This is a genomic window from Candidatus Limnocylindrales bacterium (assembly GCA_035626395.1).
In the GTDB taxonomy this organism is placed as follows: Bacteria; Desulfobacterota; Binatia; order UBA1149; family CAITLU01; genus DASPNH01.
This window is the reverse complement of sequence record DASPNR010000007.1, coordinates 159839-185680: the sequence shown is the minus strand read 5'-3', so window position 1 is coordinate 185680 and position 25842 is coordinate 159839. Positions and strand designations below refer to the sequence as shown.

The following is a 25842-nucleotide window of genomic DNA, read 5'->3' as shown; positions in this document are numbered from 1 at the left end:
GGGCGATTTGAGCTACCAGCGCAAGGACGCGGCGTATCGTGCTGCCAGACAGGCAGGGCTGCGCTCGCGCGCGGGCGTCAAGCTCGAAGATCTCGATGCGCGCTTCCACCTGTTTGCTCCAGGACAGACCGTCGTCGATCTCGGTTGCTGGCCCGGAGCGTGGTTGCAGGTCGCGGCGCGCACCGTCGGCGAACGCGGGCGCGTCGTCGGCGTCGATCTCGTCGAGGTCGCACCGCTTGGCCTGCCCAACGTCGACGTGCTGCGCGGAGACGTTGCGGATGACGGGATTCGTGCGCAGCTGCGCGAGAGAACCGGCGGCCGCGCCGACGTCGTGCTCTCGGACATGGCGCCCAAGCTGACAGGGATTCGCGATGCCGACGATGCCCGCGAAGAAGCGCTGGTCGAGCTGGCGCTGGACGTCTCGCGCGAGCTGTTGGTGCGCGACGGGAAGCTGCTGGTCAAGCTGTTCTCGCGCGTCGAAGCGGAGGCGATGAGGAAGCTGCGCGCGGTTTTTCGTATCGTCAGCACCTACAGGCCGCCGTCCACCCGCAAGGGCTCGTCGGAGATCTATGCGTTTGCTCGTGGCCGGCGCGAAGAGGCGAGGGAGATCGGGAAATGAAGCGACGAATGGTCGTGCATGCAATGGCAACGAGTATGTGTCTGCTCGCGGCGGCCGCCGTCCCGGCGGAAGCGCAGCAGCCGTCCGATCCTCCGCGCGTGATCCGCGTCTCGGGAACGGCCACGGTCAAGGCGAGCCCGGATCGTGCGCGCCTGACCGTGGCAGTTGTGTCGCGCGCGCCTACGGCCAAGGCCGCATCCGAAGCGAACGCGACGGCCAGTCAGAGCCTGCTCGCAAAACTGGAATCGCTGGTCAAGGCGCCCGGCGAGGTGCGCACCGCCGGTTACGATCTCAGCGCCGAGTACGACTACCAGGAGAGGCCGGGAGCAGCGCAGAGGCGGCTGCTCGGATATGTGGCCAGCAACCGTCTCCTCGTCGTCACCGACGACCTTCCACAGGTAGGAGCGCTGATCGACTCGGCGGTAGAAGCGGGCGCGAACGAGATCGAATCGATCTCGTTCTACCTCGACGACGAAGACGCTGCGCGCAGGCAGGCGCTGCTCGAAGCGGGCCGTCGTGCGCGCGCCGAGGCCGAAATTGTGGCCGAGTCTCTCGGCGTTGCGCTCGGTCCGCTGGTCGACGCGAGCAGCGAATCACGGGGCGGGCCGATTCCGATATACGGCCGCAACCGCATGGCGATGATGGAAAGCGCCGGCGCGGATGCCGCCACTGCCGTCTTGCCCGGAACGCTGGAGATCTCCGCCACCGTCAGCGTGACCTTCGGCATTCGCTGAGGCGGCCGCGCCATCACACCGGAGGGGCCGAGGGCGACGGCATAGCGGTTTGCTTGCAGGCGCCGCACGGCTGATAGTGCGCACTTCGCTGTCGAGCCTTCGTGCTCGTCTGCGCGCCCGATCGGAGGCTTCTGGGTCATGGCGCAAGAGTCCCGCAATCAGTCCCGCTACGACAAGAACATCCAGAGCCTGCTCGAAGCGGTCTCGATGCTGGAGCGCGAGGTCGCTGTGCTCATGGATCGCTTCGGCGTCGATGGTGGCACCCTGCGGCGTGCGCTCGACGTGGTGGGCCTGGTATCGGCAGATGTCGCGCGACAGGCTGCGCAGGCCTTCGGTCTGGCCGATGCGCGCGCCATGGAGTCGCTCGGCCGCGACGTGCGCTCGCTGCTCGAACAGGTGGCGCGGCTACGCAGACGCGATGCCGATGGGGCTGCACGCATCGAGCGCCTGGAGGAATCGATCGCCCGGCTGGAAGGCGCGGCGGCGGCGATGGCGCGGCTGCAGGGAAAGGCGCAGGGCGTGATGTCGCGCCTGGAAGAAAGATCGGAAGCGTTCGAGCAGGCGCTCGAACGGCGCATGCAGCAGCTGGAGGCGGTCGATTCCCTCAAGAGCCGCATCGAGCGCCTCGAGGAGATGGTGCTCGAAGCGGCTGCGTCGCCGGAGCCCAAGCTGCTGGCACGGCCTCGCGCGACGCGCGCGATCCGCAGCCTCGACAGTGCCTCGCGAACCGAGCACGACGCGGGCGGCGACGTTTCGGCCGCGGCCGCCAAACCGACGGCACGTTGAACAACCGGGAGTTCTGGATGACGCCACACAAGCTTTCGCTGGCAGCCATGTCCCTGGCGCTGGCCTTCGCACTCGCAGCCTGCACGTCCGACGAAAAGGCCGCCGATCCAACAAAGCCCACTCCAACGGCCAAGGCCGATGGCGGCAAGCCTGCGGCAGAAGAGGACGCCCGCCCGCGCAACATCCCGATCCTGGAAGGATACAAATATTACGTGGCGGGGCCGGTCATGAAGAAGGACCCCTACGGCCGTTACCGCATCACCGACTTCCAGGGCGAGGTCGCGCAGCCGCCGAGCCGCGGCCTCATCTTCGGCGTCAAGCGCGACGGTGACCGTTTCGAGTACAAGGTCTGGGCCAATGGGCGTCTGGTGGGCGCGCATCGCGGCATCATTCGCGACGGCCTGTACTGGCCGGAGTATCGCGAAGGCTATCGCGACGAGAAGCTCGTGGCGCGCGAATACGTCACGAACGACGATGCGGCCAAGGTCATGAGGCTGAAGGTCGAGGACATCGATCCCGCTACCGGAGAGGTCATTCGAACCAGCGAGGGCTCGCAGACGTACAGTCCGCCCGCCCTCCCGGAGGACGCCGACGAAGGCGACGAGGGCGAGGGCGACCAGGGCAAGCCCGCCGCGCCGGCGGCCGCAGCCCCGCAGCCTCAGGGCGCGGCGTCCTCGGCACCGGCCGCTGCAGGCGCAAAGCCGCAGGGCGCGGCGCCCTCTGGGCCGGCCGCTGCGCCCGCGGGACCAGCCAATCCTCCAGCATCGCCGCCTGCGCCTGCAGGCCAGGCTGCGCCGTAGCTCCATGCGCGTCGTTCCGGTCGAGCAGCTGATGGACAACTACGCGTATCTCGTCGTCGACGAGAGAAGCGGTGTTGCCGGTGTCGTCGATGTTGCCGAAGCCGATAGCGTGCTTGCGGCGGCCGAGCGCGAGCGCGTGCGCATCGCCGCGATCCTCTCGACCCATCACCATTTCGACCACGTCGGAGGCAATCAGGCGCTGCTGCAGGCGGCAGCGCCGGGCAGCGTCGAGGTCTACGGCTACCGCGAGGACGCCGACCGCATTCCTGGAATGACCAGGCCGCTTGCGGACGGGGAAACGTTCTCGCTGGGCACGCTGACCGCGCAGGCGATCTTCATTCCCGCCCACACGCGCGGGCATCTCGCCTACTACTTCGCCGCCGATGACGCGGTCTTCACCGGCGATACGCTGTTCGCCGGCGGGTGCGGGCGCCTGTTCGAAGGCGACGCCGCGCAGATGATGTCGTCGCTCTCGCGGCTCGCCGCCCTGCCGGACCGAACGCGCGTCTACTGCGGGCACGAGTACACGCAGAAGAACCTGGAATTCGCCGCATTGCTCGAGCCCGGCAATGCCGCCCTGGCGGAGCGGCGGCGGGAGGTCGCCCGCCTGCGGGAGCAGGGTTTGCCCACCGTTCCCTCGACCATCGAGATCGAGAAGGCCACGAATCCTTTCCTGCGCACGCACAGCCAGGAGCTGCGTGCTTCGGTGCAGGCCCGAGATGCGCAGGCGGGCGATGATCCCGTTTCGATCCTGGCGGCGACGCGTCGCCTGAAGGACAACTGGTGAGCTAGCCGCTGCGGCGGCGATACACGCGCATCGGCCGCTGCGTGTGCGGGAAGATCTTCACCTCGCTGACCTCGTAGCGGGCGGCGGCCCACTCTTCGAAACGTGCGCGCAGCGGGCCCGTCCAGTGCCTGCCGAGAAGGATCATCGGCGGGTCGGACGCTTCCAGATCGCGCAGAATGCCCTCGAAGCCGCCGGCAGTGTGCGCGGCGGCGAACGCATCGACACCGAACCAGAGATACGGCCACATCCAACCGTTGCGGCGGCCGGTGTGCAGGAAGAATTCGGGCACGCTGACGCCGATGATCGGCTCGTGTGGCCCGACCTCCGACGCCAGCTGCCGCATTCTGGCGCGCTGCTGCGTGAAATCGAGGCCTGGCCGATACTTCGGGCGTGCATCCGGCGCGGCCGCCGCTGCCACGAGCGCAAGCGCCAGCACCGTCGCTGCCATCGGCCGCAGCGCGGCGCGCAGCAGTCCGTGAAGGCCGGCGCCGAAGATGGCCGCCAGGCCCGGGCCCAGCAGGATCAGGTCCGGCCACGACTGCATGCTGACGAACAGCATGGCGAAGTAGATGGCGGTCGAGAGGAGGAGCGAGGCCGGGAGCCGCTGGGGTCGCAGCAGGAGGCCGGCGATGACCGCCGGCAGCATGAGCATTTCGACGTCTTCCCAGTCGGCGAAGTTCCAGCCGAGCGCGCGCAGCGTGCCCGGCAACGTGCGCGCCTTGAGCTGGATGTAGTCGACGTTGAAGAGGATGGCCTGGTCGACGAACGCCTGCAGCGCGCCCTGCAGCGCCAGCCACGCAAGCAGGATCACCGTCGGCACGAGCGACATCGCCGCCATCCGCATCGTCACGCGCAGCCGGGATGGCCACGTCGTTTCGCGCGCCACCAGCGGCATGAGCGCGCCGGCAAGGAAGCACAAGGCCGGCTGCCAGCACAGCACGGCGGCGCCGCCGAGAATCCCCGACCATGCCACCTTTCGCCGCTGCGCCGCCACCAGACATAGCAGTCCGAAGACGAGCGTTGGCACCTTGGGCTGGCTCCCCTCCAGGACCGCGACGACCCATTGGTCGTAGGCCAGAAGGGAAAGGCTGCACGCGACCGCCGCGCCGCGTTCCATGCAGGGTCGGCACAGAAGAAACAGCAACGCCGGCGCCAGCGCCCCCTGCAATAAAATGAACGCGTGCACACCGAGCACCGGCTCGGCCCCGATGGCCGATGCCACCGCCGCTGCGACCGCGCCGACGAATGCCGTGCCGGGCGTCTTGTGGAGAAAGACGTCGCGATAGGGGACCAGGCCGCGCGGCAGCTCGACGGCCATGTAGTCCCAGGTTGCAGCATCGAGCAGCAGCGGCCGCTCCAGAGGCCGGAACGCCGCGAAATAGATGCAGGCAACGAGGAAGACGGCGACCGCAGCCCATGGATCGGCGGCGCGCGCCGCGCCGGAGTCGGACGAAGAGATGACGGAACGGCCGCTTTGCATGCAAGGTGCGCGTCTGCCGCTGACGGCCGCGCCGGCAACAATGCCGCGCGAACGGGCAAGGTCAATCCGTGACGGCTTCGGCGCTGCAGGACATTGCCCGCGTCCGCCGTCCGTTTAGAATCCGATCCGATGGCAACCATCATCGGTCTGACCGGCGGCATCGGGTCGGGGAAGTCCACGGTCGCGCAGCTGCTGGCCGAACGCGGCGCTCACGTTCTCGACGCGGACGCGGTCGCGCACGAGGTCTATGCGCCGTCGACGCTCGGGTTCGAGCGCGTGGTCGAACGCTTCGGCCGCGACATCGTCGGTGCGGATGGATCGATCGACCGGGCAAAGCTCGGAGCCGTGGTTTTCGGCGACCGCGCGGCGCTGGAGGACCTCAACCGGATCGTGCATCCGCTGGTGCGCGCGGAGATCGCCGCGCGAATCCGCGACATCATCATCGATGAGCCCGATGCCGTCATTTTCATCGAGGCTGCCCTGATGACGGAGACGGGCTGGAGCGGCGGCGGCGGCCGGCTATGGGTGGTGCTGGCCGATCCGGAGGTCGTCGGGGAGCGCCTCGTTCGCCTGCGGGGCATGGATCCGGCCGACGTGCGGCTGCGCATGGCCGCGCAGGCCGACAACGAGACGCGCCGGCGCATCGCCACTCGCGTCATCGAGAACAACGGCACCCCCCTGGACCTCGAGGCCGAAGTCCATCGCGCATGGATCGAGCTACACGAAGAGCTCGATCTGGCCGGCAGCTGACGGCGTCGTGGGCTCGGTAAGCGAGCTGATCCACGAGCTGGGCGAGCGCTACGGTGACGCACCGGCGCTGACCTCCCTGTTCCTGGACGAGCGCGCGCGCCGCTACAACGCGGCAGCGACGGTTTCCTACGCCACCCTTTACGAGGCCGCACTGCGCCTCGCCGATGCGCTCGCCCGGCGCGGCATGCGCCGCGGCGACCGCCTGGCCGTGCTGCTCGAGAACTCGCCGGAGATGGTCGTCACGGAATGGGCGTGCCTGCTCACCGGCTACGTCTGGGTGGCGCTCAACGCGCGCTCCTCGGCGCGCGAGCATGCGCAGATTCTCGCCGACAGCGAGCCGCGCGTGCTGGTGCTTTCGAACCGATACGCCGGCCATGTCGACGCGGCCGCGATGCCGCCCGGGTGCGAGGTGATCGCGACAGGCCAGGAATGGCGCGAGCTTCTCGCGTCGGGTCAGCCGCAGCGGCCGCAGCCGCCCGGCCCGGAAGATCCCGTGCGGCTGCGCTACACGTCCGGGACGGCGGGCAGGCCCAAGGGCGCCGTGCTGCCGCGCCGCTGCTACGACGCATCCGTCGAAACCGTCCGCGGCGTCCTTGCCCCGGTCCTTCCCGCCGACGTGCTCGCACAGGTCGCCCCGATGACGCACGCGGCCGGGGCGATGTGGCTGCCTCACGCTGCCGTCGGTGCGCGTGCGCTGCTGGCCGACCGTTTCGACGAGGTCGCCTTCCTCGATCTGGTTGCGCGCGAGAAGGTGACGGCTGCCTTTCTCGTGCCGACGATGCTCGTGCGTTTCATCGAGGCGATCGACGATCCGCGCCCGCTCCAGAGCCTGCGCACCATCGTCTATGGCGGAGCCTCGATGCCGGTGGATCGCCTGCGTCGCGGCCTGTCGCTGCTCGGGCCGGTGTTCGTCCAGATCTATGGCCTGACCGAGTCGAACTGGCCCGCGACGGCGCTGCTGCGGGAGGAACACATCGTGCCGGGATCAGAGGACGCGACGATGCGCAGGCTGGCCAGCTGCGGTCGCCCCACGCCGGTCGGCGAAGTGCGCATCGTGGATGCGCACGGCCACGATGTGGCCGACGGCGTCGCCGGCGAGATCCTGCTGCGCGGCCGCAACACGATGAGCGGCTACTGGCGCTGCAGCGCAAGCGACGCCAAGGGTCTGGACGAGCAGGGCTGGATGCACACGGGCGACGTCGCCGTTCGCGACCGCGACGGCTTCATCACCATCATCGATCGCCTCCACGACATGATCGTCAGCGGCGGATTCAACGTGTATCCCCGCGAAGTCGAGGATGCGCTGTCGAGCCATCCGGCCGTGCTGGAATCGGCAGTGGTCGGCCGCCCGGATCCGGTCTGGGGCGAGCGCGTGCACGCGGCGGTGGTGCTGCGGCCCGGCGCGAGCGCGAGCGAGCAGGAGCTGGCGGCGCACGTCGAGGCGAGAACGGCGGGGTACAAGAAGCCCCGTTCCATCGAGTTCGTCCGCGAGCTGCCGCGCAATGCGGCAGGCAAGGTGCTGCGCAGGGACCTGAGAAAGGAAAAGCCCCCGGCCTGAGGCCGAGGGCTCTTCCTGGCGCCCGCCGTGGCAGCGCCCGCGGTCTTCGCCGCTAGGGCTGCGCGCCGGGCACCCAGTCCGGCCGCGGCGGAATCCGTTCGTGCAGCTCGGCGGCGACATAGCCGAGATCGAAGTTGCAGGTGTCGCCCTCGATGCCGCCTTCGGCCACGCAGCGTGCCGCGATATCGTTCTCGGAGGGCTGGTTGGCAACCAGGTCGCCGCTGTCGAGCCAGTCGAAGTACTCGAGGAATATGGCCGTCGTCTCCTCCTCGGTGAACGTGCAATGGCCATAGGTGCTGATCCAGGTCTGTGTCAGCAGCTTGCCGCCGATCGCGGCGGCATCCGTGAACACGCGCTGGAACTCCGGGATCACCAGCCAGTCGGCGCTCCCGGCCATCGACAGGATCGGATATTCGGCGGACTTGCCCTTCCCCTTGGTGAAATCGATGAGCGTGGCCTTGGCCAGGCGGCTGCGGCCCGGGCCTCGCGTCAGCCGCTGCACGCTGGCGTCGTAGTCGGCCGCCAGCACGGGGTTGTCGCCGAGAGTGCTGTAATCGAGATCGGGCTCGGAGTTCCAGCCGATGCGCTTGCCGCCCAGCCGGTCGTCATCGCGGACGAAGTCGCCCATGCCGAGAGTCGCGAATCCCATCGCGATGGCCACCTCGGAATTGCTGCCCGAGAACTGCGTGATCTCGTAGAAGTCCGCCAGGCGCTCGGCCTGCGCCGCCGCCTCTTGCGGATCCTCGCTCGGCCCGATGGGAACTCCGAAGCAGGCGTTGACCTTGAGCGCCATCCTGATGGCGTCGGTGTCGCTGTCGAACGTCGTGGCTTCGCCGACGTCGGGCCGCGACGTGAACTCGGCTCCCTCGATGCCGTCGCAGAGGAAGTCGTACACCAGACGGACTTCATTGGCCGTATCCCAGGTCTGGACGCCGCCGCCGACGGCGCCGCAAAGAGGGATGGCTCCGTCGATCTTCATGCGCATGACCGCGTCGGCGGTCACGGCGCCGCCGAGCGAGAAGCCCGTGACGATGACGCGCTCGGGGTTGCCGATGGCCGGCTGTTTCTTCATGAACTTCAGGATCTCTTTGAGATCCTTTCGCGAGTCGAAGACGGCCCAGCCGGTCTCGCTGTAGGTGCTGGCGGCGACCGCCTTGCCCATTGGCAGCAGCAGCTGCTCGAGCCCGAAATAGGAAATGTTGTTGCAGGTGACGTCCACGGGACAATCCGCGTCGGACTGGCATGGAACAGGCGTTCCGGTCTGCCGGCACGTTTCGTGGCCGCGGATGCTGCGCCTGTTCAGATCGAAGCCGTGATTGATGATCACAAGATCGCCGTCCCAATCCTGCGGGATGGTGATGCGGAAGTAGGAGCCGTTGCCGCTCCCAGTGTATTCGGTGCACGGGACGCCCACAGGACAATCCTCGAAAGCCATGCCGGTGCCGGCACAGAAAATGACGGCGACTGCGCTGGTCAGCGCGGCCCAGGAACGCAATTTCATCGGAACCTCCCCAGAGAAGATGCAGCCGGACGCACCCGCCTAACACGGGGTTTCGCCTCGGGTCAACGACCTATATCCGCTTTCTATTGCGCTGGCGCCGTCGAGTCATCCGCCCGCTCGAGCTGTCCGCGCGTCCGTCGCAGCTGCAGGCCGGGCTCGGCTTCCCTGGCGCGTTTTTCGGCCTGCCAGGCAAGGCCGGGATCGGGCTTGAGGTAGTACGCATTGGCCAGCTCGATCCAGCGATCGGCATTGCGGGGATCGGCCTCGGCGGCGGCGCGCAGGTGGTAGAGCGCCTTGTCGATCACCGTCAGATCACGCAGCAGACGGCCATAGGCAGCGTGGTTCTCCGCCGACGGATCGACGGCGACCGCCTGCTTCAGAACCGCCAGGGCCTCTTCGACCTTGATCCTGGCGCGGAGCCGAAGGCCCTCCTCGCGAAGCCGGGCGCCTTCGGCCGCCGCCTCCGGCGATCCCGGCGCCGGCACCGGAGCGGCCGCAGCGGGTGGCGGCGCCACTGCATCCGGGAGTGCTGGCGGCGGCGGCGCATGCGCGGGTGGGCCGGGCGCGTTCGTCGCTTGCTCACGCGTCGTCGCCGGCGGCGGCGATGGCGATGGCGATGGCGATGGGCGGTCCGAGAACATCCACGCGCCTGCAACGACCGCTACGGTGAACAGCGCGACGAGCGCTCGCTTCAACGTCTCTCCAGCGCCAGCGACAGGAGCGTCTCGACCAGCTCCGGCAGCTCCAGGCCGGCGGCCGACCACAGCCGCGGATACATGCTGATCTGCGTGAAGCCGGGGATCGTGTTGATCTCGTTGAGGAGCACGTTGCCGCTGCCGCGCTCCAGGAAGAAGTCGATGCGGGCCATTCCGCGTCCGCCGATCAGTTCCCAGGCCGCTGCCGCAACTTCCTGGATACGTACCAGCGCGTCCTCGGGCACTTCGGTCGGCGCGCGCAGCCCGGCAGTGGCGTCGACATACTTGCTGTCGAAATCGTAGAAGCCTTGCGCAGGCATGATCTCGCCGACGGGCGAGAGGCGCGGCGGCTTGCTGCCGAGGACGGCGATCTCGATCTCGCGCGCATCGACCGCGCGCTCCACCAGCACCCGCTCGTCGTGCCGGCGCGCTTCGGCCAGGGCGGCGGCGAGCTCGTCTGCATCGCGCGCACGCGAAACGCCGACCGACGATCCGAGATTCGCGGGCTTGACGTAGCAGGGATAGCCGAACGCGGATCGAACGCGCGCATCCAGCGCGGCCGCGTCGTCGTCACCGGCCGAAAGGAACTCGACCTGCGGCAGGCCCGCTCCGGCGCAGAGCGTCTTCATCGCCAGCTTGTCCATCGCCAGAGCGCTGGCGGTCGTTGCCGCGCCAACGTACGGCACGCGCGCCAGCTCCAGCAGGCCCTGCACCGTGCCGTCCTCGCCGTTGGGGCCGTGCAGGACGGGAAAGACCACATCGACCGCCGCACCGGCGTCGCCCAGGTCGGACCCGTCCAGCGCGTAGAGGCGGCAGCTGGTTCCGTCCCAGGCCACCGTTACCCGTCGCATGCCCCGTCCGTCGAGGTCGATGATCGCGTTGCGGGCGGTTTCCAACTGATCGGTGAGATCGCCGTGCACCCAGACGCCGTCACGGGTGATGCCCACGACGGTGGTGCGGTGGGGTGTCTGCGCCAGCGCCGCTACTACCGTTGCGCCCGAGCGAAGAGAGATCGGATGCTCGGCCGAGCGCCCGCCAACCAGTACCAGGACATGAAGACTTCGCGATCCCTTCACGGGCCACCCCCACCGCGCCAGCGCCATGCGAGCGGCATGGCGGACCGATCCGACTCGCGCCTGTGTAGCACCGCGCCCGTCGATGGCCCAGCAACCTGGGCCTCCGGCGCCGGCGGCGCGCACGGCGCAATGGTGTAGGACATCTTATCTTTGGCGCAAGCACGTTCGTGTTTGCTGCTACTCCCGGCGTGGCTATAAGCAGACGGAAACGACGGACCGGCGAAATTCATGGTCCGTAATGGAGCGCGATGCACATCGAGACCCTGAAGATCTTCTGTGACGTGGTCGAGAACCAGAGCTTCTCGCTGGCCGCATCGCAAAATTTCATCACCCAGTCCGCCGTCAGCCAGCAGGTTCGCGGCCTGGAGGAGCGCTACGGCAAACGGCTCCTGGAGCGCAAAAGAGGAAGCGTGAGGCCTACGGCGGCCGGCGAGATTCTCCACCGTGCCAGCCGCGAGATCCTGCACCTCTTCAACGAGATGGAGGCGCAGCTCCAGGGCCTCAGCAACGTCGTCACCGGCAGCATCCGCGTGGGCACGGTGCACAGCATCGGCCTGTACGAGCTGTCGGAGCCGCTCAAGCACTACTTCGCCGACTTCCCGCACGTCAACGTCTACCTGGAGTACGACCGCGCCAGTCACGTCTACGAGCAGGTGCTTCGTGGCAACGTCGATCTCGGCATCGTTGCCTATCCTACGGCGCGCGCACAGATCACCGTCCTCGACTTCCGCACCGATCGCCTTGTCGTGGCGTGTGCGCCCGATCATCCGCTCGCCGACAAGACGCGCATCTCGGTCGCCGACCTGCATGGCGAGAAGATCGTCGGCTTTGAAAAGGGTATACCGACGCGTCTGGCACTCGATCGTCTGTTCACCGAGAAGCAGGTGGCGGTGCAGTACGTCGCCGAGCTCGACAACATCGAGATGGTCAAGCGTCTGGTCGAGGTCGGCGCGGGCGTGGCCATCATTCCGGACAAGGCCTGCGCGCACGAGATTCACGCCGGCACCCTGGTCCGCATCGAGCTTGCCGACCGCGGCATCACCCGCCCCATCGGCATCATCTACCGCACCGGCAAGCATTTCAGCCCGGCGGCGGAGAAATTCATCGAGTATCTGCAAGCCGACAGCAAGCGGCATTTGCGTAGCGCCTGAGAGCGGAGCGGACGCGGATAGCGGCCGATCCGCTTTGCGCGTCACGTGCTCGCTCCGGCGGGCCTCCCAGCCCGCCTGCGCCGTGCGCGCGCCGCGCGCCTCGCATCTCGACCACTCTGTGCGCCCGCTCATGGGCGCGATCTCCCTTCGCTCGCTGGCCTTGGCGGCGCCGTCAGCGGAAGGCGGGGATGACTTTGGTGGCGAAGAGCTCGAGGGTTTCTTCGCTGGCGAGGTCGCCGAACATGATGGCGAAGTCCTGCACTCCGCGCGACACCTTTTCGCGCAGGCCGGCGATGACGCGGTCGGGAGTGCCCTGCACCGAGACCTTCTCGACATCGGCGAAGCCGCCGAGGACGGCCTTGGCCATACCCATCTTCTGCTGGAACGCCTCTTCATCGGCGCCGACGACGACCATTGTCTGTTCGCTGACGATGATTTCACTCACATCGCGGCCGATGGCGGTGCAGTGAGACGCGAGCACCTCGCGTAGACGCTCGATCTCCGGCGCGTTGGTCATCGGACAGTTCCAACGCTTCGCGTAGCGGGCGACCAGGCGCAGCAAAATTTTTTCGCCGGCGCCGCCGATCGTGATCGGTAGCGGCGACTGCTGGGGCTTGGGCTGATTGGGAGCGTCGTCGACGCGGTAGTAGCTGCCGTGGAAGGTTGCGCGTGGCTGCTCGAACATCCTCGTCATGAGCTCGAGGCCTTCCTCGAGCTGCGCCAGCCGCGTGCGCATGCTCGGAAAATCGTAGCCGTAGGCACGGTACTCCTCTTCCATCCAGCCGGCGCCCATTCCGAGCTCCAGACGCCCGCCGCTGATGTTGTCGACCGTTGCGGCCATCTTGGCCACCAGCGCGGGGTTGCGGTAGGAGTTGCAGGTCACCATCTGGCCGATGCGAATGCGCTGCGTCGCTTCCGCCAGTGCTGCCAGCGCCGTCCACGCCTCGAGGAAGTCGAGGTCCGGCATGCCTCCGGCCCAGAAGTGATCGACCAGCCACAGTCCGTCGTAGTTCAGCTCCTCGACCAGGCGGGCGCGCGAGCGCAGCGCCTCCCAGGTCAGCCCGGCTTGCGGCAGAAACAGAAAGAACGTCGGCGATGCGGTCGAAGCCATCGGTGCAGCTCCTTTTGCGCGTCCGGGATTGGTCGCAGCCGCGGCGGCCGAACGCGTCAGGTTGCGCACAGCTTTGCGCACATGCGCGGGCGACGGACAAGCGCGATGACACGCAACCGCGCGGCCTCTTCGACTGTTGCGCCTCTGCCCGCGGCGGCCCTATTCTCGGCGAGGAACGACGGCGGCAGGCGTCGCCGGGGCAAGGATTGCGACGGCAGATGCCGGCGAAAAGACCCATGCGCTCGCGCAGCACGAAGAAGGGCGGCCACGCAACGCCTCCACCCGAGCCCGGCTTCCATTCGCCGTTCCGGGACCTGGTCCACGCGGCCGCCGAGCAGTTGGCCGCCGCCGGCAAGGCGAAGCGCAAGCAGCGCGCTGCAGCCGTGCCATCGGCGCCGGCTTCTGCGGCGGCACAGCGGCCGCGCGAGATTCCTGAGATCACGGACGAAGAAGCTTTTGCACAGGCGACCGCAGGCGTTGCGCCCCTGAGCCGGCCTGCCTCGGCAGTGCGGCGTGCGTTCACGCCGGACCTCGAACGCATCGCCGCGCGAAGAAACGACCTCGAAGAGCTCGGCGCCCTCGATTTCGACATCGCTTTTCACGACCACTACGTGCGCGCGCGAGCGGCGGGAGTCAGTCGCGAGACGCTGGCGCAGCTCGAGAAGGGCATGTTCGCGGTCAGCGCACACATCGATTTGCACGGCATGGTCCTGGACGATGCACGCGTGAGCGTGGATGAATTCCTGCGCGAGCAGCAGCGCCGTGGTCACCGGTGTGTCTTGATCGTCACCGGCAAAGGTCGCAATTCGCCGCGGCAGCAGGGTGTTCTTCGACAGAAGGTACCCGAGTGGCTGGCACGTGGTCCCAGTGCGCGACGCATCCTCGCCTTCGTGACTGCACGTCCCTGTGATGGCGGCCTCGGTGCACTGTATGTATTGATGCGCAGAGGCAGTTCACGTAAAAATCGAATCGACGTCGAGCTGGGTGGAGTCGGTGGTCTGGAGAGTTGAGTTTGCCACGAGGCAAACGGCTCCGTCTCGATCGAGCTCGTGATCGACGAGCTCTCGCTCTCGTCAACTGTACAAAAGTGTTCCTTCCGGCGATTCCTCCGTGCAGGCGGTGGATGTGGAGGTGGTGGTGTTGAAAGCGGAGGAGTCGTGTCGCCTGCTTTATGTGGGAGACGACGGCGACGTCTATCAGAGCAGCGGAAGCGGCAAGGCTCGCAAGCTGACGTGGGGCTGGAACGAGATCGCCAGCCCCGATCGGCTCTACTACGTCTGGCCGGCCTACTCGCCCGACGGCTCCCAGATCGCCTGCTTCGGCGTGCGCTCGGGCGCGGTTCCCGAAGCCAGCCTCTATACTCTGGCCAACGACGGCGTTCGCATGGATGAGGTCTGGCGCATGACCGAATCGGCGGCGCCGGTGTGCGAGAGCTGGTCGCCCGACTCCAGGAGCATCGCGCTGCTGCTGCAGGGGGAGGACGAGCTCCAGCTCGAGATTGCCCGCACCGATCGCCCCGGCCGCACCGTGACGATCGATCGCGGCGCACCCTTGTTCTGGTCATGGTCGCCGCAGGCCAGCTACATCGCGGTGCACACCGGCGGCAGCTCGAGCATCTACGACGACGCCCGCCTCTCGATCTTCCGCGTCGACGACGAATGCTCGCGTATCGTCGAGCTCACGCCGGGCGAGTTTCGCACGCCGGCCTGGTCCCCGGACGGCAAGCGCCTGGCCTACATCGACGGCAGCGACGCTCGCGGCGAGTTCCTGTCGTTCTACCGGATGGAAGACGGCAGCATCGACGTCGTGCAGCAGGTGCAGGGCCAGACCGTGATGCTGTGGTCGCCCGACGGCCGCACGCTCGCCGTCTCGCAGGCGCTGGGCGATTCGCCGCACGTCTACTCCGGCGTCGTCCTGGTCGACGTCGCAAGCGGCCGCTCGCGCGTGCTCGATGATTCCGAGATCGTCAGCTTCTTCTGGTCGCCGTGCTCGAGCCGCATCGTGACGATGGCGTTCGATGCGCGAGCCGGCATGCAGTGGTCACTGCTGGACGTGCGTGACGGCGGCAGCCGCCGCCTGCTCGGTTCCACGTTTTATCCGAGCCGCGAGCTCGTCTACTTCTCGTGGTTCTTCGATCAGTTCGCCGCGTCCCATCCGCTGATCTCGCCCGACGGCAGCCAGCTCGTGTTCGCCGGGCACATGGGAGAGCGGGCGGCGGTGTCGGCGCGTGGACAGAGCAATGTCTATCTGGCTTCCCTTTGCGAGGACCGGCCGGTCGAGCGCCTCGCCGCCGGCCACTTCGCATGCTGGGACGCACAAATGAGAACGGCCGCGATGTGAGCTCGGGCGGCTCCGCGCTGGGACCGAATCTGGTCAGCCTGGCGCGGCCCCTTCTCGGCTGGCTGCTGGCGACGGTCCTGGCCGCCGACGGCGAATCCTACGCTGCTCTGCCGATCGTCGTGCTGGCCTGCATCAGCGACTACGTCGACGGCCGGATGGCGCGGCGCCGCGGCGTCGAGAGCTTCCCCGGACGTCTCGTCGACAACCTGTGCGATGCGTTTTTCCTGGGCCTGGCGCTGTGGTCGATGGGCGCGGCGCGCGTCTGGGCGCCGGAGGGCGGCTGGCTTCACGAGTCGGCGGCGCTGCATCAGCTTCCGCTCGCGGCATTCGCGGCGGCGTTCTCGAGCTATCTGGCGCGCATGCTGCTCGAGCGAAGGCGCGGCGGCGCGGCGGCGCGCTCGCGAATCGGCCACGGGGCCGGTATCGCCAACTACGGCCTCGTCGTTGCCGGCGCGGTCGAGGCATGGCCGGCCATCGCGCTTCCGGCCGTGCTGGTGGAGGTGGCGTTGCTCGCCGTCTCGTTCCTGAACCTGGCGGCGGTCATCGAGAACGTGCGCCTCATGTTCCCAGCCGGCAGCGCCAGCCCTACAATGCCCGCATGAAGATCCTCGCTCGTGGCCTTCCGCGGCGGGCACGGGTGTGGCTGGCGGCGGTCGCGCTCGCTGCCTGCACGCCCGTCTCGCAGTCCTACATCGTCCACAGCGCCGACCTGACCTGCGACGAAGCCAATCGCGTCGTCTACGCTTCCATCGGCGACATGGGAATGAAGGTCACTTCGTTCTCCCCGGCCGCTCCGGGCCGCGCCGGAAAGATCACCGCCGTCGGGCCCGATCGCCGCGGCGACGTCTCCATCACGTGCGACGCCGCCGGCGTCCACATCGATCCGAACCAGGCCACGATGGGAGACAAGTCCTTCGAGCGCGGAATCTTCCTGTCGGTCACGGGGAGGGCAGGGCTGTCGGTGGCGCACGGCAACATCGAAGGACGAGCGGGCGCGCCGGCTGCCGACGGAAGCGCTGGCGCAGGCCTATCCGCCGCCGCTCCCGCCAGGCCGGCGGTGCGAACCGCGGCGGCCTCGGCTCCCGAGCAGGAACCAGCCGGTGCGGGCATGACCGTCCGACTCGAGCCGCAGCGAGGATTTTCGACCGTTCTCGATTTCGACGCCGACCTGGCCAGCGCCGGCATCCTTCCCATCAGGGTCAGCATCCGCAACGGCACCGCGCGTTCCTACACATTCGACCCCAAGGACATCGTGGTGCGCGTGCGCGGCTCGCGCACCTCGGCCGATCCGCTGTCGGCCGCCGACGCCGCGGCCAGGCTATCGGCCGCCGCCGGGGCCGGTGGCAAGCAGACGAACATCGGCAACGTCGCGTCGGCGACCAAGATCATGACGGAAAAAGCGCTGGCGGGAGCCAGGCTCGGCCCGGGCGCATCGACGGCCGGCTACGTCTACTACCCCGTCGGGGACTACGACCGTGCCAAGGTCACGATGACCGACGTCGAGACCGGGGAGTTGGAGGGCTTCAGCGTCGAGTTCTGAGGACAGGCTCGAGCGCGGAACGCAAAGACTCGCATAGCTGTGGGACATGTGTTTGACTCCGCGCCGCCTGACGGGAGGAGAGGATGGCAACGGTCATTACCGAGGAATGCATCAACTGCGGGGCCTGCGAGCCGGAGTGCCCGAACACCGCCATCTATCAGGGCGGCGTCGAGTACGAATGGCAGGGCGTCAAGCATGCACCCCTGTCGAATGATTTCTTCTTCATCGTTCCCGCCAAGTGCACCGAGTGCGTCGGCTTCTTCGACCACGAAGCCTGCGCGGCCGTCTGCCCCGTCGATTGCTGCGTTCCCGACCCCAAGATCCCGGAGACCGAAGCGCAGCTGATCGAACGCGCCCGGCAGCTTCACCCGGGCACGGATTTCGCCGCGGATTTTCCGTCGCGGTTCCGCAAGGACGGCGGCAGTGCGGCGGCTGCGGGCGGCGATGCTGCCGCTGTCGCGTCCGCCGGTGCTGCCGCTGCCGCGCCCGCTGCGTCTGCCGCCGCCCCTTCGCCGGCCGCACCCGCCGCCAAGCCAGCGCCGTCCGCCAAGCCGGCTGCCGCGGCACCCGAGCCGGCTGCCACGCAGGCGGCGTCGCTCGAGGACTTCGACGTTCCGATCGTCTGCAAGAGCTGCGAAGGCGAGTATTCCGTCGGCTTCCGCTTCATCACCCCGGGCATCAACCTGCGCTGTCCGCACTGCGGCGTCTCGCAGAGCCCGACGCAGCAGATGTACGTGCTGGTCAGCCAGATCCTGGAGCGCTACACCAGCAGGCTCGATGCCGAAATCGAGCGGCACCGGCGCGCCGAGGAAGCCGAGCAGCGCCGCTTCGAGCAGGGCGTGCGTGAGCTGCGCGAGGACGTGGAAGGGGAGATCCGCCGCATCACCTCGCGCATGTCCGCCAAGCCGAAGCGCTCGTTCCTCGGTCTCGGCTGAGGCGCCCTCGCGGGCATCACGTGCGCAACCGCCTCCATTCCTTTCTCGCCGAGCGCAGCGGGCCTGCGCCGGTGGCCGAGCTTCTGGATCTCCTCTTCGATGGCCGCTCGCGCGACAGCGAATTCGGTCGCAGCTTCCTGCGCGCGCTGCTCGCCGACGATCCGCGCTTTCGCGAACGCGATGCCGGCGCGGCGTGGTCGCTGGCCGAAGAGCACGTGCTCGACGCCGAGATCTCCTCGGCCCCGTTCGTGGTCGTCGATCTGGAGACGACCGGACACCGACCCGATGACGAGGGCGTGACCGAGATCGGCGCCATCCGTCTGGAAGGGCTTCGCGAGGTCGGGCGTTTCGAGTCGCTCGTCAATCCCGGGCGGCCCATCCCGAGCTTCGTCACCAAGCTGACCGGCATCTCCGATGCGATGGTGGCCAAGGCACCGCCGATCCGCACGGTCATCGCGCAGTTCGCGGCCTTTGCCGAGGGCGCCGTGCTGGTGGCGCACAACGCCGCCTTCGACGCGCGGCTGCTCGACCACGCCTGCCAGCGATGGGTCGGGCGCCCGCTGGGCCTGCCCACGCTATGCACCGTCAAGCTGGCGCAGCGTCTGATGCCCGACCAGCGCCGCACGTCGCTCGAAGCGCTGTGCACGCACTTCGGCCTGGCGCCGTCGCGCCGCCACCGCGCGATGGCGGATGCGGAGATGACGGTGGAACTGCTCGCCCGCTTCGTCCCGATGCTGCAGGAGCGCGGCGCCAGGCGCGTGCACGAGCTGATCGAAGCGCAGGCGGATCCGGCCGCGCCGCGCCGCCTCGAGATCCACGTACGGCAGTCGGACCTCGAAGAGCTGCCGGCGGCGCCCGGCGTCTACCGCCTGATCGGTCGCGAGGAGGAGCCGCTGTTCATCGGCCGCGCCGACAATCTGCGCGAGCGCGTGCTGCAGTACTTTCTGGCTGCCGATCACGCCAGCGACCGGCAGCTGGCGATGATCTCCAAAACCTACGAGATCTCGTTCACGCGCTGCGGCTCGACCCTGGAAGCGGCGCTGCTGGAGGCGGCCGACATCCACCGCTTCGAGCCGAGCTACAACCGCGGCGACCGTCACCTGCCGCGCGGCTCGTTCGTCAAGGTGTCCACGCGCGCACCGTTCCCGCGCGTGTTCGTCGCTCCGCGCGTTGCACCCGACGACTCGCTGTACGTAGGACCGCTGCGGGGACGTGCGTTCGCCAACGACGCCGCCGAGCTGGTGGCGGCGTCCTTCCGCCTGCGCACGTGTCCGGGGCCGCTCAAGCCGGATCCGCAGTATCAGCCCTGTTCGCTGGGACCGGCCGGGCGCTGCTCCAGCCCGTGCAACGCCCTGGTCGATGCCGACAGCTATGCGCAGCAGGTCGAGGCGTTGTCACGATGCCTGCGCAGCCGCTTCGGGCCACGCGAGCTGCTGGCCAACCTGCATCTGCCGCAAGGCAGCCCCGACTACGGCCGCTACCAGGCGGCCGCGCGCCGTCTCGAGCGTCTGGCGCAGCGCTCGCACTGGCTGATCAACGCCTTGCATTACCTGGCGCTGGCGCCGGCGCCGCTCGGCAGTGGCGCCTTCGTCGCGGCCGTGGTGGCCGGTCGATGCATCGGCACATGGAGCGTTCGCGGCGACGACGATGTGGACGCTTTGCTGGCGACCGTGCGGCGGGCGTGGGCGGGGCAGCTGCCTCCGCGCGACGAGCTCCCCACCGCCGACGCCAGCACCATCCTGGCATTCTGGCTTCAGGAGCCGGAGACGGCCACGGGCGAGCAGCTCATCGCCCTGGAGGAATCCGACGAGGCCACGCTCACCGACGCGCGCTCGCGCCTGCACGCCGCGCTTCGCTGACCTGCACACCGGCGCGCGCGGCGCCCGCCCGACGAGGCGGCCATCGCAGACAGCCAAAGCCACAGAATTCCGCGCGTTTGCCGCTGCGCCGCCGGCTTGCCCGCGTCCTCCTCGGCTGATATCGCCAAGGCCCCGGACCTCCCTTGAAACGACGGTGTGTCATCATCACGGCCGACGACTTCGGCCTGCTGCCCGAGGTCAACGACGCGGTGATCGCCGGCTACGAGAGCGGCATCGTCACCAGCGCGTCGCTGCGGGTGACCGCGACGGCCTCGCATTCGGCGACGGTGGCAGCCTCGATGCGCCCGGGACTGGGCGTCGGGCTGCAGCTGGTGCTGTGCGACGGCGTCTCCACGCTGCCCCGGCGGCACATCCCCAACCTCGTCGATGGCGCCGGCCGCTTCGTCGACCGGCCGCTGGAAGCGGCCTGGCTGTACCGCAAGCGCGCCGGGCTGCGAGAGGAGCTCAAGAGCGAGATCCGGGCGCAGATCGAGAAGTTCCTGGCTACGGGGCTCAACCTGAACTTCCTTTCTTCGCACTATCACCTGCATCTCCATCCGACGGTGCTGTCGGTGATCAAGGAGCTGGCGGAGGAGTATCCGATCCACGCGCTGCGCATGCCGTGCTCGCGCCTGGTCCCGATGGACCAGCGCTCGGGCCTCCCTGTCGTGCAGGCGGCGGCCGAATCACGCGTGCTCGGCATGATCGTGCGCTGGGGCGGGCTGCGTGCCAGGTCGTTCGTGCGGCCCGACCGCGTCGAGCCTCTGAGCCTGCAGCGGCCTGCCACCGAGCACGCGGTGGCTGCGCGCATCAAGGCCCTCCCGAACGGCGTCACCGAGCTCGTATGCCGTCCCGGCTCGATGTTCCATCAGTTCGACGGTGTGGGCGAGGCAGCCGTCATCAGCAGCCGCATCGTGCGCGAAGCGATTACGGAGTCGGGCGTGGATCCGATCTCCTATCGGTCCCTCATCGAAGATTTCTAGTCTTGCAGGTCGCGCAGAGTGTGCCCCGCTGCAAGGCGCGCGCCGCGCAAGCGGGCAAGCTGGCGGAGCGGGCACGCGGTCGGCAACGCCGCAGACGGCACGCTGTGCCCGGCCGTCAACTACAGCATCAGCGTCAACAGACCCAGGAACACGAAGAAGCCGCCCCAGTCGGTCGCTGCGGTGACGAGCACCGACGAGGACACCGCCGGGTCCAGGCCCATCCCGCGCAGCATCAGCGGAACCAGCGTGCCCACCGCCGCCGAAACCTGAAGGTTGATCAGCAGCGCCAGCCCCATGACGAGCGCGAGGCGCGCGTCGCCGCGCCAGACGAAGACGATCAAGGCCGAGGACAGTCCCAGCAGCGCGCCGCTGATGAAGGAGGTCAGCGCCTCGCGCAGCAGCAGGCGCCGAGCCTGCGCGCGCCCCGCCTCGCCGAGGGCGATGCCGCGCACCAGCACCGTCATCGTCTGCGTTCCGGCGTTGCCGGCCAGCGCCGAGATCACCGTCATCAGCGCGGCGGCGATCGCGACCTCGCGGATGGTGTCCTCGAACTGCGCGATGATGAACGCGCTCAAGGCCGCGGTGAGGAAGTTGAACGCCAGCCACGGAAGCCGCGAGCGCACCGCCTGGAGCGGGCCGCCGGTGGTGATGGATTCCTCGCCGACGCCGGCCAGCTTGAGGATGTCCTCGGTGGCCTCCTCGGCGATGACGTCGACGATGTCGTCGACCGTGATGCGGCCGACCACGCGGCCGAGCGCATCCACGACCGGCAGCGTGAGCAGGTCGTACTTCTCGAACATGCGCGCGACTTCTTCCTGATCGACGTCGACCTCGACCGAGGCGGGCTCGGGCTCCATGAAGTCGGCGAGCACAGCATCATCGTCGTAGAGCAGGAGGGAACGAAGCGGCACGCGCCCGACCAGACGTCTTTGTGCGTCGGCGACGAAGACGTCGTTGACGTCGTGAAAGTCGTCGGCGCGCTTGCGGATATAGTCGATGACCTCGCGCACGGTGGAGTCGGCAGGCGCCGTCGCCACCTCGGTCTTCATGATGCCGCCGGCGCTGTCTTCGGGGTAGGTGAGCAGGCCGGCGACGTTGCGCCGTACCTCGGGGCTAGCCCGCCGCAGCAGGCGATCGAGCCGGTCCTCGGGCAGCTTGCCGAGCAGGTCGGCGGCGTCGTCGGTGTCGAGGCGCTCCAGGACCGCGGTCAGGCGCGCGTCCGAGAGCATCTCGGCCAGCGATCCACGGGTATGCTCGTTGACCTCGCGAATGACTTCGGAGGCGGTCTCCGGACTGAGCAGACGAAAGAGTTGAAGCGCGCGCTCGGGATCTTCCAGCGAGTCGAGCAGGTCGCCGAGGTCGGCCGGATGGAGGTCGGTCAGGCGCTCGCGCAGCGCGCCTTCGTCGCCTGCTTCCAGCAGCGCCGTGATGAGGTCACGGTCGGGCTTCTCGATTTCCGCTGGAGCGCTCATCTCTCGGCCGCCTCACGATGCGCACCAGTAGGAGCGACGATTGCGATGGTTGGTCTGCCAGCACTTCGGCGACGTCATACGTCCCCGACGCCTCGTGCCCTGTCTTCCATTCTTGCGCCTGCGTTGCCAGAGCCGGCAGGCTGGCGCGCCGCGTAAGGAGCCAGGCTCCGTCGATTGGAGAAAGATCCGCGAGCCTCTCGAGCGTCGGGATGGGCCTTCCCCGGTAGAACACGGCCCCATAATCGATGCCTCCGAAAAAGGACAACGGCGCGTCCGCCGGCAGCACCGCCTCCGCGCGCGAAAGGAAGCCGCGGCTGCTGCGGCGCTCCGCCAACGCAGGAAGCAGCGTGGTGGACGCGAACACCGCCGTGGCCATCACGATCGCGGCGGCGCAGCCCATGACGGCGCGGCAGCGGCCGCCGCGCAGCGCAAAACCCATCCCCGCCGTGGCTGCGACGACGAGCGCCGCCCACAGCGCCGCCAGGCCCTGATGCGCGTCGATCGATGCGAGCGCGGCCGGCACATTGGCATTGTCAGTCTCGCTCATCAGCGGTGCCAGCATCGGCGCGACCTGCGCTCCGGCAAGGTGCGCGGCCACGGCCATGGCCGCGACCGTCGCGAGCACGCCTATGGCAGCCGCACCGATCGTCATCGAGACTTCGCGAGCGCGCGACGGCTCGGTGCAATCCTCATCGAGCGTGGCCCACGCCCGGCCCACCAGCAGGGCGATCGCCGGATAGGCCGGCAGCAGGTAAACGGAGCGCTTGGAGCCGGCCAGCGAGAACAGCCCCACCGTCACCGCCAGCCATACCAGCGGCAGCAGCATCGGCCCCTCGAGGAGCTCGGAGCGCCGGCGCCGCCACGAGACCGCCAGCGCCGGCGCGAACAGTGTCCACGGTGCGGCGCCGGCCGCCAGGAGCGGCACGTAGTACCAGAACGGCCGCACGTGACCTGCATCGACACTGTCGGGATCGAGAACGCGCAAGACGTTCTCCTTGAGGATCTGCTTGGCCACGAACGCCTCGCCGCCCACGACGAAGGCGGCCACGTACCAGATGCTGGCGGCGGCGCATGCCGCCGCCAGACGGCGTGCGTCGGCCGCGCGGAGGTAGGCCAGATCTCGACGCGCCCACAGGAAGGCGAGCACCACCATCGACGGCAGCACCAGCCCGACCGGTCCCTTGGTCAACGTCGCCGCGACCATCAGCGCGTACGTGGCGAGCGGGATCGGCCGGCCCGCATGGTAGGCCCGGGCGAACGCGAACAGCGCCAGCGCGATGCAGGCGGCCAGCAGCAGGTCCACGCGCGCGGTGACCGAAGAGGCCAGCCATTGCAGCGATGTGGCCAGAACCACCGTCGACGCCGCAGCGGTGGAAGGTCCGGCCCATGCCCATGCCGCCGCCGCAGTGGCGACCAGCGTGACGACGGATGCGATCAGCGACGGCATGCGCACCGTCGCTTCCGTGACGCCGCCGTCAAGAATGCTGATGGCCGCGCCGAGCCAGTGGAACAGGAGCGGCTTGGAAGGCAGCTCGTTGCCATTGCGCGTCGGCAGGATCACGTTGTCACCGCCAGCAAGCGACTGCACGACGAGCGCCTCACGCGGCTCGCCCTTGGTGTAGAACGGGACACGTGTCAGCGCCGGCCACGAAAGCACCGCGAAACCCGTGATGACGGCGGCGATGAGCGCGGCCGGCAGCGCGACCGGGAACGTCTCACTGCGCTGGCGCATCCCGCTCACTACACCGCCTCGAAACGAGACGCGATGTCGACGGCGCAAACATCGCGCGCGCTCCCTCTTCCGGACCTGTGCGCATTTGCCAATTCGGTTTTCTCGCGATTATTCTCGCGCGTCATGGCACGCAGCTCCGTCTCCGAAAAAACGCAGCACGGTGCCACCGTCTTCGACTTCCTCCCTTTTCTCGTACGTCGACAGCTCGGATGGCGTGTAGGGACGCGCGGCGAGATTCTGGCTCGTGCCAGCGCCGGCGTGATCACCGTCGTACATCGTGCGCCTGATGCGTGCGGTTGCGACGTCGTCGATCAACGCATCGCGCAGCTGCGGCCGCAGGGCGATCGCTACCAGCTCTTCTGGAAGAAGGGCAACGGCCGCTGGACCGCGTACTGCCACGCCGGCGGCGATACCTTCTGCGGCTCCATCGCCGATTGTCTGTCCGAGATCTCGCGCGATCCGTTCGGATGCTACTGGTCGTGAGCGGACGCGCCGCCCTCGCTGCCGCAACGGCATCGTTGGCGGTGGCGGTCGCGGCCTGTCACCAGCCCCTTCCCGTTCCGCGCATCGAGCCGTCGACCGACCGATGGCAGCAGCCGTATGCCGGAATTCCCGGCATGAGAATTCACGCGTTTCGTACCGGTGACGTCAACAGCGTCGAGGGCGCTGTGTGGGCCGGCGGCAGCTGGACCGCGCGCATCGACATGGGCGCCTGGGCCTTCGTCATCGAGCATCCGTCCAGGGGCTTGGTGGTCTTCGATACCGGGATGGCCGAGCGCGCGCACGAGGAGCCCGAGCGCTACGTGGGCTGGCTCGGAGCCAGGCTCCGGATGCTCGACGTTCCCGAACGCGCGGGGCTGTCGACGCAGATGCGCGACGCTGGCCTCGACCCCGGCAATGTCGGCACCGTGGTCCTCTCGCATCTGCACTTCGATCACACCGGCGACATCGATGCGTTCACGAATGCCCGCGTCGTCGTGTCGCGCGCGGAGAAGGAATGGGCGGAGGCGGGCGTGCGCGCAACCGACTTCGTCGACGCCGAGGTTCTTGACGGGCTGGCGCGGTGGAGCGTCGTCGATTACGGCACCGAGCAATCGCTGGGCACGTTCATCGGTGCGCACGATCTCTTCGGCGACGGCAGCATTTTCCTCATCGACCTTTCCGGGCACACGCCCGGCAGCCAGGGGATGCTCGTGCGCACGCCGGAGGCGCCTGTGCTGCTGACCGGCGACGCTGCCTGGACCGAGAAAAGCTGGCGGTGGGCCGCGCAGCCGATCTCGGCCTACGACATGGGCATGTGGTGGGAGCAGATCTGGCGGATCAAGAAGTTCTCGCTGCTCGAGCCGCGCCTGATCGTGGTTCCGGGCCATGACGACAAGGCGGTCGCCGCGATTGGCATCGCCTCCTTCGTCACGCACGAGATCGAGCAGGTCCCGCCCAAGAACTCTGCCGCTGCCGCCGCCCGTGGCGCGACCGTGCGGTGAGGGCGAGTCCGGCGAATCACCCGTGCTCTTGGGAGCCCTTCTCGAGCTCCTGCCCGAGCGACTGGCCGAACGAGAACTCGACCCAGTTGCCGTCCGGATCCCGGATCATGCAGAAGTAGCCGACGATGGCGCCTGCGTAGACGGGGCCTACCACCGCCAGCCCCTGGTCGGTGGCGTCACGGGCGATGCGATCGACATCCTCGCGAGCAGCCACGGCGTAGCCGAGATGTGCCACCGGCGGCGGCTCCGCCGAGTCGCCGTGCTCGGTGCCGAGCAGGACGATGACGAAAGGATCGCGCCGATCGTGCTCGCCGAGCCACACCACCGTCATGTCGCTGTCGCAGCGGCGGTGCACCTCGTGGAGGCCGACGTGGCGCATGTAGAATGCGACCGAGGCCTCGATGTCGCGGCAGTGCAGCGCGATGTGCGTGCAGGTGGCTCGCATGCGG

Annotated in this window: 25 protein-coding genes; 17 read left to right on the top strand and 8 right to left on the bottom strand. The window is 68.5% G+C overall.

Translation table 11 applies throughout. The features are described from left to right. Positions 1–7: 7 nt before the first annotated feature. The 5 genes from VEC57_04215 (at position 8) to gloB (ending at position 3726) form a co-directional block, all read left to right on the top strand. On the top strand, positions 8–619 hold the full coding sequence (locus VEC57_04215; protein HYB98319.1) for an RlmE family RNA methyltransferase: 612 nt from the start codon (positions 8–10) through the stop codon (positions 617–619). Continuing rightward, positions 616–1353, top strand: a complete 738-nt coding sequence (locus VEC57_04210; GenBank protein HYB98318.1) for an SIMPL domain-containing protein — start codon at positions 616–618, stop codon at positions 1351–1353. Before VEC57_04215 ends, VEC57_04210 begins: the two co-directional genes overlap by 4 nt. Before the next feature lie 138 nt (positions 1354–1491). Beyond that, positions 1492–2139: a hypothetical protein gene (locus tag VEC57_04205; protein ID HYB98317.1), complete on the top strand. Its 648-nt coding sequence runs from the start codon at positions 1492–1494 to the stop codon at positions 2137–2139. A 17-nt stretch (positions 2140–2156) separates the two neighbouring features. After that, positions 2157–2939 carry a hypothetical protein gene (locus VEC57_04200; GenBank protein HYB98316.1) on the top strand — a complete coding sequence of 261 codons (783 nt, stop codon included), beginning with the start codon at positions 2157–2159 and terminating at the stop codon, positions 2937–2939. Positions 2940–2943: 4 nt separating this feature from the next. Next, on the top strand, positions 2944–3726 hold the full coding sequence (gene gloB, locus VEC57_04195) for a hydroxyacylglutathione hydrolase (protein HYB98315.1): 783 nt from the start codon (positions 2944–2946) through the stop codon (positions 3724–3726). 1 nt (position 3727) lies between these two features. On the opposite strand, the gene VEC57_04190 is transcribed toward gloB, so the two are convergent. Further along, the gene (locus VEC57_04190) at positions 3728–5206 is read right to left on the bottom strand and encodes a hypothetical protein (protein ID HYB98314.1); all 1479 of its coding nucleotides are present in this window, start codon (positions 5204–5206) and stop codon (positions 3728–3730) included. A 129-nt stretch (positions 5207–5335) separates the two neighbouring features. Here VEC57_04190 and coaE point away from each other — a divergent pair, with 129 nt between their 5' ends. Both coaE and VEC57_04180 read left to right on the top strand, forming a co-directional pair. Further along, positions 5336–5956, top strand: coding sequence for a dephospho-CoA kinase (gene coaE / locus VEC57_04185; GenBank protein HYB98313.1), 621 nt, complete (start codon positions 5336–5338; stop codon positions 5954–5956). Between the two features lie 7 nt (positions 5957–5963). Next, positions 5964–7514, top strand: coding sequence for an AMP-binding protein (locus tag VEC57_04180; GenBank protein ID HYB98312.1), 1551 nt, complete (start codon positions 5964–5966; stop codon positions 7512–7514). Positions 7515–7566: 52 nt separating this feature from the next. Here the strand turns inward: VEC57_04180 and VEC57_04175 are convergent, their stop codons facing one another. The 3 genes from VEC57_04175 to VEC57_04165 form a co-directional block, all read right to left on the bottom strand. After that, entirely contained in the window at positions 7567–9015 is a 1449-nt protein-coding gene (locus tag VEC57_04175; protein ID HYB98311.1) for a hypothetical protein, read from the bottom strand. A gap of 83 nt (positions 9016–9098) precedes the next feature. Then, on the bottom strand, positions 9099–9530 hold the full coding sequence (locus VEC57_04170; GenBank protein HYB98310.1) for a hypothetical protein: 432 nt from the start codon (positions 9528–9530) through the stop codon (positions 9099–9101). 176 nt (positions 9531–9706) lie between these two features. Then, the gene (locus tag VEC57_04165; GenBank protein ID HYB98309.1) at positions 9707–10786 is read right to left on the bottom strand and encodes a D-alanine--D-alanine ligase family protein; all 1080 of its coding nucleotides are present in this window, start codon (positions 10784–10786) and stop codon (positions 9707–9709) included. Between the two features lie 248 nt (positions 10787–11034). Here VEC57_04165 and VEC57_04160 point away from each other — a divergent pair, with 248 nt between their 5' ends. Beyond that, positions 11035–11937, top strand: coding sequence for a LysR family transcriptional regulator (locus VEC57_04160; protein HYB98308.1), 903 nt, complete (start codon positions 11035–11037; stop codon positions 11935–11937). Positions 11938–12109: 172 nt separating this feature from the next. Here VEC57_04160 and VEC57_04155 read toward each other — a convergent pair whose 3' ends face one another. Further along, positions 12110–13048, bottom strand: a complete 939-nt coding sequence (locus tag VEC57_04155; GenBank protein HYB98307.1) for a TIGR03560 family F420-dependent LLM class oxidoreductase — start codon at positions 13046–13048, stop codon at positions 12110–12112. A 236-nt stretch (positions 13049–13284) separates the two neighbouring features. Between VEC57_04155 and VEC57_04150 the strand changes: the two genes are divergently transcribed. The 7 genes from VEC57_04150 (at position 13285) to VEC57_04120 (ending at position 20705) form a co-directional block, all read left to right on the top strand. Next, positions 13285–14058 (top strand): Smr/MutS family protein, encoded by a 774-nt coding sequence (locus tag VEC57_04150; GenBank protein HYB98306.1) that lies wholly within the window; start codon positions 13285–13287, stop codon positions 14056–14058. Positions 14059–14188: 130 nt separating this feature from the next. Beyond that, on the top strand, positions 14189–15388 hold the full coding sequence (locus VEC57_04145; protein ID HYB98305.1) for a hypothetical protein: 1200 nt from the start codon (positions 14189–14191) through the stop codon (positions 15386–15388). After that, a complete protein-coding gene (locus VEC57_04140) occupies positions 15352–15990 on the top strand; it encodes a CDP-alcohol phosphatidyltransferase family protein (GenBank protein HYB98304.1) in 639 nt (212 codons plus the stop codon). Before VEC57_04145 ends, VEC57_04140 begins: the two co-directional genes overlap by 37 nt. After that, positions 15987–16928, top strand: a complete 942-nt coding sequence (locus tag VEC57_04135; protein ID HYB98303.1) for a hypothetical protein — start codon at positions 15987–15989, stop codon at positions 16926–16928. The genes VEC57_04140 and VEC57_04135 overlap by 4 nt, the downstream gene beginning before the upstream one ends. Positions 16929–17011: 83 nt before the next feature. Beyond that, a complete protein-coding gene (locus tag VEC57_04130) occupies positions 17012–17863 on the top strand; it encodes a 4Fe-4S dicluster domain-containing protein (protein ID HYB98302.1) in 852 nt (283 codons plus the stop codon). Positions 17864–17883: 20 nt separating this feature from the next. Then, a complete protein-coding gene (locus tag VEC57_04125; protein HYB98301.1) occupies positions 17884–19722 on the top strand; it encodes an exonuclease domain-containing protein in 1839 nt (612 codons plus the stop codon). A gap of 143 nt (positions 19723–19865) precedes the next feature. Beyond that, on the top strand, positions 19866–20705 hold the full coding sequence (locus VEC57_04120) for a ChbG/HpnK family deacetylase (GenBank protein HYB98300.1): 840 nt from the start codon (positions 19866–19868) through the stop codon (positions 20703–20705). A gap of 119 nt (positions 20706–20824) precedes the next feature. Here the strand turns inward: VEC57_04120 and mgtE are convergent, their stop codons facing one another. Continuing rightward, positions 20825–22177 (bottom strand): magnesium transporter, encoded by a 1353-nt coding sequence (gene mgtE, locus VEC57_04115; GenBank protein HYB98299.1) that lies wholly within the window; start codon positions 22175–22177, stop codon positions 20825–20827. After that, complete coding sequence (locus VEC57_04110) at positions 22140–23909, bottom strand: glycosyltransferase family 39 protein (protein HYB98298.1); 1770 nt, start codon at positions 23907–23909, stop codon at positions 22140–22142. Before VEC57_04110 ends, mgtE begins: the two co-directional genes overlap by 38 nt. A 123-nt stretch (positions 23910–24032) precedes the next feature. Here VEC57_04110 and VEC57_04105 point away from each other — a divergent pair, with 123 nt between their 5' ends. Both VEC57_04105 and VEC57_04100 read left to right on the top strand, forming a co-directional pair. Further along, positions 24033–24392, top strand: a complete 360-nt coding sequence (locus VEC57_04105) for a hypothetical protein (GenBank protein HYB98297.1) — start codon at positions 24033–24035, stop codon at positions 24390–24392. Beyond that, positions 24377–25393 carry an MBL fold metallo-hydrolase gene (locus VEC57_04100; protein ID HYB98296.1) on the top strand — a complete coding sequence of 339 codons (1017 nt, stop codon included), beginning with the start codon at positions 24377–24379 and terminating at the stop codon, positions 25391–25393. The genes VEC57_04105 and VEC57_04100 overlap by 16 nt, the downstream gene beginning before the upstream one ends. Positions 25394–25409: 16 nt before the next feature. On the opposite strand, the gene VEC57_04095 is transcribed toward VEC57_04100, so the two are convergent. Beyond that, complete coding sequence (locus VEC57_04095; GenBank protein HYB98295.1) at positions 25410–25838, bottom strand: VOC family protein; 429 nt, start codon at positions 25836–25838, stop codon at positions 25410–25412. Positions 25839–25842: the final 4 nt, after the last annotated feature.

Coding starts and splice junctions, on each gene's coding strand:
- VEC57_04140 (HYB98304.1), top strand. CDS start 15,352: ATGCTGGGACGCACAAATGAGAACGGCCGCGATGTGAGCTCGGGCGGC.
- VEC57_04130 (HYB98302.1), top strand. CDS start 17,012: ATGGCAACGGTCATTACCGAGGAATGCATCAACTGCGGGGCCTGCGAG.
- VEC57_04150 (HYB98306.1), top strand. CDS start 13,285: ATGCGCTCGCGCAGCACGAAGAAGGGCGGCCACGCAACGCCTCCACCC.
- VEC57_04175 (HYB98311.1), bottom strand. CDS start 9,015: ATGAAATTGCGTTCCTGGGCCGCGCTGACCAGCGCAGTCGCCGTCATT.
- VEC57_04110 (HYB98298.1), bottom strand. CDS start 23,909: ATGCGCCAGCGCAGTGAGACGTTCCCGGTCGCGCTGCCGGCCGCGCTC.
- mgtE (HYB98299.1), bottom strand. CDS start 22,177: ATGAGCGCTCCAGCGGAAATCGAGAAGCCCGACCGTGACCTCATCACG.
- VEC57_04190 (HYB98314.1), bottom strand. CDS start 5,206: ATGCAAAGCGGCCGTTCCGTCATCTCTTCGTCCGACTCCGGCGCGGCG.
- VEC57_04100 (HYB98296.1), top strand. CDS start 24,377: ATGCTACTGGTCGTGAGCGGACGCGCCGCCCTCGCTGCCGCAACGGCA.
- VEC57_04160 (HYB98308.1), top strand. CDS start 11,035: ATGCACATCGAGACCCTGAAGATCTTCTGTGACGTGGTCGAGAACCAG.
- VEC57_04205 (HYB98317.1), top strand. CDS start 1,492: ATGGCGCAAGAGTCCCGCAATCAGTCCCGCTACGACAAGAACATCCAG.
- coaE (HYB98313.1), top strand. CDS start 5,336: ATGGCAACCATCATCGGTCTGACCGGCGGCATCGGGTCGGGGAAGTCC.
- VEC57_04210 (HYB98318.1), top strand. CDS start 616: ATGAAGCGACGAATGGTCGTGCATGCAATGGCAACGAGTATGTGTCTG.
- VEC57_04105 (HYB98297.1), top strand. CDS start 24,033: ATGGCACGCAGCTCCGTCTCCGAAAAAACGCAGCACGGTGCCACCGTC.
- VEC57_04200 (HYB98316.1), top strand. CDS start 2,157: ATGACGCCACACAAGCTTTCGCTGGCAGCCATGTCCCTGGCGCTGGCC.
- gloB (HYB98315.1), top strand. CDS start 2,944: ATGCGCGTCGTTCCGGTCGAGCAGCTGATGGACAACTACGCGTATCTC.
- VEC57_04095 (HYB98295.1), bottom strand. CDS start 25,838: ATGCGAGCCACCTGCACGCACATCGCGCTGCACTGCCGCGACATCGAG.
- VEC57_04135 (HYB98303.1), top strand. CDS start 15,987: ATGAAGATCCTCGCTCGTGGCCTTCCGCGGCGGGCACGGGTGTGGCTG.
- VEC57_04155 (HYB98307.1), bottom strand. CDS start 13,048: ATGGCTTCGACCGCATCGCCGACGTTCTTTCTGTTTCTGCCGCAAGCC.